The sequence below is a fragment of the Glaesserella sp. genome (genome assembly GCF_041814905.1).
Taxonomy (GTDB): Bacteria; Pseudomonadota; Gammaproteobacteria; order Enterobacterales; family Pasteurellaceae; genus Glaesserella.
Window position 1 is genome coordinate 20,923 of sequence record NZ_JBGXYA010000083.1, and the last position, 6,226, is coordinate 27,148.

General features: G+C 43.1%; 7 protein-coding genes. 4 read left to right on the plus strand and 3 right to left on the minus strand.

From position 1 onward, the window contains the following. Window positions 1–33: 33 nt before the first annotated feature. Window positions 34–1,473: a pyruvate kinase gene (pyk, locus tag ACEYJ7_RS11450; protein WP_373779227.1), complete on the minus strand. Its 1,440-nt coding sequence runs from the start codon at window positions 1,471–1,473 to the stop codon at window positions 34–36. Between the two features lie 124 nt (window positions 1,474–1,597). On the opposite strand from pyk, the gene sixA reads away from it, so the two are divergent. Further along, entirely contained in the window at window positions 1,598–2,086 is a 489-nt protein-coding gene (sixA, locus tag ACEYJ7_RS11455) for a phosphohistidine phosphatase SixA (protein WP_373779228.1), read from the plus strand. A gap of 33 nt (window positions 2,087–2,119) precedes the next feature. On the opposite strand, the gene ACEYJ7_RS11460 is transcribed toward sixA, so the two are convergent. After that, window positions 2,120–3,022 (minus strand): LysR substrate-binding domain-containing protein, encoded by a 903-nt coding sequence (locus ACEYJ7_RS11460; protein WP_373779229.1) that lies wholly within the window; start codon window positions 3,020–3,022, stop codon window positions 2,120–2,122. 173 nt (window positions 3,023–3,195) lie between these two features. Here ACEYJ7_RS11460 and ACEYJ7_RS11465 point away from each other — a divergent pair, with 173 nt between their 5' ends. From ACEYJ7_RS11465 to ACEYJ7_RS11475, 3 genes are all read left to right on the plus strand, one after another. Next, window positions 3,196–3,876: a hydrolase gene (locus ACEYJ7_RS11465; RefSeq protein ID WP_373779230.1), complete on the plus strand. Its 681-nt coding sequence runs from the start codon at window positions 3,196–3,198 to the stop codon at window positions 3,874–3,876. Between the two features lie 60 nt (window positions 3,877–3,936). Next, complete coding sequence (gene ycaC / locus ACEYJ7_RS11470; RefSeq protein ID WP_294087284.1) at window positions 3,937–4,560, plus strand: isochorismate family cysteine hydrolase YcaC; 624 nt, start codon at window positions 3,937–3,939, stop codon at window positions 4,558–4,560. Window positions 4,561–4,801: 241 nt separating this feature from the next. Then, window positions 4,802–5,329 (plus strand): NAD-binding protein, encoded by a 528-nt coding sequence (locus ACEYJ7_RS11475; protein WP_373779231.1) that lies wholly within the window; start codon window positions 4,802–4,804, stop codon window positions 5,327–5,329. Window positions 5,330–5,404: 75 nt separating this feature from the next. Here ACEYJ7_RS11475 and thrB read toward each other — a convergent pair. Further along, on the minus strand, window positions 5,405–6,226 hold an 822-nt coding region (gene thrB / locus ACEYJ7_RS11480; protein ID WP_373779232.1), incomplete at its 5' end, for a homoserine kinase.

The following is a 6,226-nucleotide window of genomic DNA, read 5'->3' on the forward strand; positions in this document are numbered from 1 at the left end:
AGTAGCGTGGATTTTGGAGGTTAAATATTGAAATTATTCAACACGTAAAATACGGCAAGTATTCGTACCGCCTTCTTTAATTTCACTACCGTGAGTTAATAGTACGAGGTCGCCGGTCATCAAATAACCTTGCTCTTTTAATAATGAGAGCGCTTTTTTCGCACCGTCGATAGTACGGCTGTCTTGATCGTAATATACCGGCGTAACACCACGGTATAATGCACAACGGTTCAATGCTTTTTCATTACGTGAAAGGGCATAAATCGGTAAACCTGAGCTAATACGGCTCATTAATTTTGCCGTTTCACCGGAGTTGGTTAATGCGATAATTGCAGAAACGCCTTCTAGGTGGTTTGCCGTATACATCGCAGACATTGCCACCGCTTCGTCTACGGTTGTAAATTTGTCTTCCATGCGATGACGGGATACATTGATACTTGGCATCGTTTCCGCACCTAAACAAACTTCCGCCATCGATCTGACCGTTTCAACCGGATAATCACCGTTTGCCGTTTCACCGGAAAGCATCACGGCGTCAGTACCGTCTAATACCGCATTGGCAACGTCCATCACTTCCGCACGGGTTGGCATTGGTTTTTTGATCATCGATTCCATCATTTGCGTTGCCGTAATAACGACACGATTTAAACGACGTGAACGACGGATAAGTTTTTTCTGAACACCAACTAATGCCGCATCACCGATTTCGACACCTAGGTCACCACGGGCAACCATGATAACGTCTGCGCCTAAGATGATGTCGTTCATGGCTTCTTCAGTCGCAACAGTTTCCGCACGTTCTACTTTTGCCACGATTTTGGTTTCTAAGCCTGCTTCACGCGCTAATTGACGAGCATAGTTTAGATCTGCACTGGATTGCGGGAAAGAGACTGCAAGGTAGTCTACGCCGATTTTCGCCGCAAGTTTGATATCTTCTTTATCTTTTTCGGTTAACGCCGGCGCAGATAAGCCGCCGCCTAATTTGTTGATCCCTTTATTGTTGGATAACGGACCGCCGACAGTGACTTCGGTAAACACTTTTGCACCATCGATAGAAATCACTTTTAATTGTACGTTACCGTCGTCTAATAATAAAATATCGCCCGGTACAACATCATTTGGTAGATTTTTATAATCTAAACCTACCGATTCTTGTGTACCTTCACCTTTCGGAAGGTTTGCGTCTAAAGTAAATTTATCACCGATATTTAAGAAAATTTTGCCGTCTTTGAATGTTGACACACGGATTTTCGGACCTTGTAAGTCACCTAAAATTGCAACGGTTTTCCCTAAACGCTTTGCAATTTCACGTACTTTTTCCGCACGACCGATATGATCTTCCGGCACGCCGTGAGAGAAGTTCATACGAACCATGTTTGCACCTGCTGCGATCACTTTTTCCAAAGTGTTGCCGCGATCTGTTGCTGGACCCATAGTACACACGATTTTGGTTCTTCTGAGTTTACGAGACATTATTGATTTACTCCAATTGATTATGAAAATAAGAAATCTTTGCTGAGTAGCTTGCAACTACAAAAAACGGCGTGCATTATACGCTCAATTTAAATGAGTTTAAACAATAGAAATGAGGTAAACGATGAATATTTGGATAATGCGCCACGGGGAGGCCGGTTTTAATGCGCAAACGGATAGTGAAAGATCATTAACCGATTTTGGCAAAGCGGTGGCGTTTCAACAAGGAGAATGGCTGGTTAATCGCTTTATAGATCAAAAAATCCGTTTAGATAAAATCTTGATTAGCCCGTATTTGCGCGCTCAACAAACGGCGGACTGCTTGTTAAAAGGGATGCAAGCGGTCAGTTCGGAGCAAAATTTTGCAAACATTTGTGAAACTTGGTCAGAGATTACGCCGACCGGTGATTTGGATAATGTCTTAAATTATTTGCATTTTTTACGGGATGAAGGCGCTGAAAATGTCTTGATTGTCTCACATTTGCCATTGGTCTTTGATTTGGTTTATGAGTTGACTAATTATCGGGAACAGGTACATTTTTATCCGGCGGTGATTGCGGAAATGGCGTGGGAAACGAAATATGCCGAACTGAAAGACGTCTCCATGCCGTAACCGTTTAATAATGGGGATGTTCCCCATTATGATTCAAATCACAATATCCGTTTCCGCAAATTTGACGGCAAGAAAATCCAATAACAAGCGGGCGGAGGGCTGTAAACTTTTTCTTGAGCGGTAAGCGGCGTGAACCATATATTTAGGGAGTTGCCACTCTTCATTTAACACCAATTTCAAACTGCCTTGTTTTAATGCCTTACGTACGATGACCTCGGGCATTACGGCGATACCGACGCCATTAACCGCATTTTTATGTAATAAATCAAGGTTCTCCGTAACAAGTTTGGGACTGAAGCGGACAGTTTTATTACCGTGTGTGCGATGTTCAAATTCCCAATAATGATGAATGTTTCCCATTAACACCGGATAGTGTTTTAATTCTTCCGGATTGTTTAAGGTTTTTTCCACTAATTTCGGGCTTGCTACGACCAGATGCTTAGACAAACAAAACGGTTTTGTCACAATGTCACTGTCTTTTAACGGCCAAGAGCGTACGCGCAGAGCGAAATCCAAGCGTTCCGAGATCAGATCGACTTGGCGGTTGGTGCTTTCGACATAAAGATCGATTTCGGGATATTGGGTGATAAAATCGACCAACATATCATTGACATAGAGATCAAGTAACGCCACCGGGCAACTTAAGCGGATTTTGCCTTTGGATTCCGAATATTGCTCGATAAAATCTTGAGCTTTTTGAACCTGCTCGACCAATTCTAAGCAATATTCATAGTATTGCTGCCCAATATGGGTCACCTCAAATTGGTGTGTTGTACGTTGAATCAGTGCCACACCGAGATATTTCTCCAACTTGGCAATACGGCGGCTGATCGTCGCTTTCGGCATGCAGAGCAGCCGACCGGCTTCACTGAAACTCCCCGCATTAACGACTTGTACAAAAAGATAGAGATCGTTTAAGTCTAGATGATTTTTCATTTCGCTTGTTCCAAATATGCAACGGCGTAGCCAAGTTTTGTGGCTACTCACTAATTGCATTTAGTTCTATATTACACAGCATCGCTTTGCGATTGAAACGAAGTGAAAACAATGTGGCAGTTGTTTTTATACTTAGGAAAGTGTTTGATTTATATATTAGATAGGAGATGCCAATGAGTCAAGCTGCAAATTTTAACGGTGAAATTCCACGTATTAACCCTGAAGACGCAGTGATGTTATTAATCGATCACCAAAGCGGTTTGTTTAATACCGTACGCGATTTAAACGTGCGTGAACTTCGTGCAAATGCCGTGACATTAGCAAAAGTCGCCACGCTTGCCAAAATGCCGGTGATTACCACTGCATCCGTACCGCAAGGTCCTAACGGTCCGTTAATTCCTGAAATTCACCAAGTGGCGCCTCATGCACAATATGTGGCTCGTAAAGGTCAGATTAACTCTTGGGATAACCCGGATTTTGTTGCTGCCGTTAAAGCAACGGGTAAAAAACAATTAATCATTGCTGGGACGATTACCAGCGTTTGTATGGCGTTCCCTGCCATTTCGGCAATCGCGGAAGGTTATCAAGTTTTCGTGGTAATTGATGCGTCGGGTACTTATTCAAAAATGGCGCAAGAAATTACCTTGGCTCGCGTTGTTCAAGCCGGCGCGGTACCGATGGATACCGCAGCGGTCTGTTCCGAAATTCAACGCACTTGGAACCGTCCTGATGCGGCAGAGTGGGCAAAAGCCTATGAAGCGGTCTTCCCTGAATATCAACTATTGATTGAAAGCTATTTAAAAGCGCGTGAAGTTGAACACAATCACGAGCAGTTGGATTCAGAGCGTCAATAATTTGATTACTCAGACCGCGAAATTGCGGTCTGATTTTTAATATTTTTTGGAGAAATAAAAATGACAAAACCTTATGTTCGCTTAGACAAAAATAATGCGGCAATGCTATTAGTGGATCACCAAACCGGTCTTTTATCTTTAGTGCGTGACATTGACCCCGATAAATTTAAAAACAATGTGTTGGCAACCGCCGATTTGGCCAAATATTTTAACCTTCCAACAATTTTAACGACATCTTTTGAAACCGGTCCGAATGGTCCGTTAGTGCCTGAATTGAAAGAGATGTTCCCTGATGCACCTTATATTGCACGTCCGGGCAATATCAATGCGTGGGATAACGAAGATTTCGTGAAAGCAGTTAAAGCCACCGGTAAAAAACAACTGATTATTGCAGGAGTCGTGACTGAAGTTTGCGTGGCATTCCCGGCACTTTCAGCGATTGAGGAAGGCTTTGATGTGTTTGTTATTGCGGATGCCTCTGGTACATTTAATGAAATGACTCGAGACGCAGCATGGCGTAGAATGGAAGCTGCGGGTGTTCAATTAATGACATGGTTCGGCGCAGCTTGTGAATTACATCGTGACTGGCGTAACGATATTGAAGGTCTCGGTACCTTGTTTTCAAATCATATTCCGGATTACCGTAACTTAATCACCAGTTTCAATACCTTAACTCAAAAATAGTGGTAAGAACGAGCTTTAAGGACGCAATAATGCGTCCTTTTGCGTATATAATAGAGCCTGAACAAGCGGTCGGTTACGTTCGATATTTTACACATTGACTTTACAATATTTGAATAAATAAGCCGGTCGTATCTTTATCATTCAATTTGAAATGTTATTTATCATAAGGAGTTTTTATGACTAAAATCGCTTTTATCATCGGTAGCCTCAGTCGCCAATCTCTAAATCGCCATATCGGGGGTTGTCTGTTACGGCATTAGTCGTGGTCGGTATTTGGATATTAAATCCACTTCGCCCCGAACTACTGCACAATGCAGGGATTGAAACGGCGGAATTATTGATTGTCGCCGTAGACGATAAACATCAAGCGACGCATATTGTCGAGCTGGCTCGTTCAATGAACCCGAATATCAAAATTATCGCCAGGGCATACGACCGCGTTCACGTCTTCGAACTTTATAAAGCGGGAGCCGACAAACAAGTACGTGAAACCTTTGATTCTGCCTTACGCAGTGGGCGTGCCGCATTAAAAATGCTCGGTATTGAGGAAGAGGTGGCGGATGAAATTTGCGATTATTACTTTGAACGTGATCGTCATCGAGTGAAATTAATGGCGGAAGTTTATGATCCTAAACTTGATCTTTTCAAAAACGAAGAAATGCGCAAAGTTGCTTTAGCCGAGGATCAGGAAACGATGCTTGAAATTCAAAATATCTTGGAAAGAGCAAGAGAAAATAAAGAATCGGGCTTCTTCAGTTCTTCACAATAACCAAACAAGCGGTGCTTTTTCATGAAAATTTTGCAAATTTTTCAACGAAAAGCACCGCTTGTCTTTGAGAGAAAATTATTTCAACTCCCTTGCCCCTTGATTATCCACCTTACAAATGTGAATAAAGCCTTCATTGTTTTGCAGATAATCTTTTTCAAGATAAGCGACCAGTTTTTGCGCATGTTCCAAATCCGGTGCAACGGCGAACATCGTTGGGCCTGAACCCGAAATACCCACCGCTAACGCCCCCAAATCTTTACAACCTTGGCGGACTTCGGCGAAGTTCGGCAGTAACGATTCACGGTACGGCTCGGCAATTAAGTCTTTCATCATAATTGCGGCAAGTACATCTTGACGAGTATGGCAAGCGTGTACGAAAGAGCCCAAATAGCGAGCCTGTGAGATCATATCTTGGCGGGTATAGCTTTTCGGCAAGATCGCACGGGCTTCCGCCGTGGAAACTTCAATCCCCGGATAAGCCAACACCCAATACCATTCGTCAAAGAAAGGAATCGGTTGGCAGATGTTGCCGAGCGATTGGGTCATCAGTTGCAAGCCGCCCAAATAGCACGGTGCCACGTTGTCGTAATGGATTGATCCTGAAATTCTGCCTTCTAATTCGCCCATCATTTCCAACAATTCCATTTTTGAAAACGGTTCATCGTGGAATTTATTCAGTGCTACGAGTGCAGCTACAATTGAGCAAGCACTTGAGCCTAAGCCTGAGCCAATCGGCATATTTTTCTCAAGGGTCAAGCGTAGATTTTTCACCACACCACCACGCAATTTCAAGCGCTCGCTAAACAGCACATAGGCTTGATAGACGATATTTTTTTGCGGTTCTTTCGGCAGTTTACGCACAAAATAACCGACACTTTCCAACTCAAACGGTTGATC

Bases quoted from the DNA above. Each gene is read 5' to 3' on its own strand.
- ACEYJ7_RS11465 (WP_373779230.1), top strand. From the start codon at position 3,196: ATGAGTCAAGCTGCAAATTTTAACGGTGAAATTCCACGTATTAACCCT.
- pyk (WP_373779227.1), bottom strand. From the start codon at position 1,473: ATGTCTCGTAAACTCAGAAGAACCAAAATCGTGTGTACTATGGGTCCA.
- ACEYJ7_RS11460 (WP_373779229.1), bottom strand. From the start codon at position 3,022: ATGAAAAATCATCTAGACTTAAACGATCTCTATCTTTTTGTACAAGTC.
- ycaC (WP_294087284.1), top strand. From the start codon at position 3,937: ATGACAAAACCTTATGTTCGCTTAGACAAAAATAATGCGGCAATGCTA.
- sixA (WP_373779228.1), top strand. From the start codon at position 1,598: ATGAATATTTGGATAATGCGCCACGGGGAGGCCGGTTTTAATGCGCAA.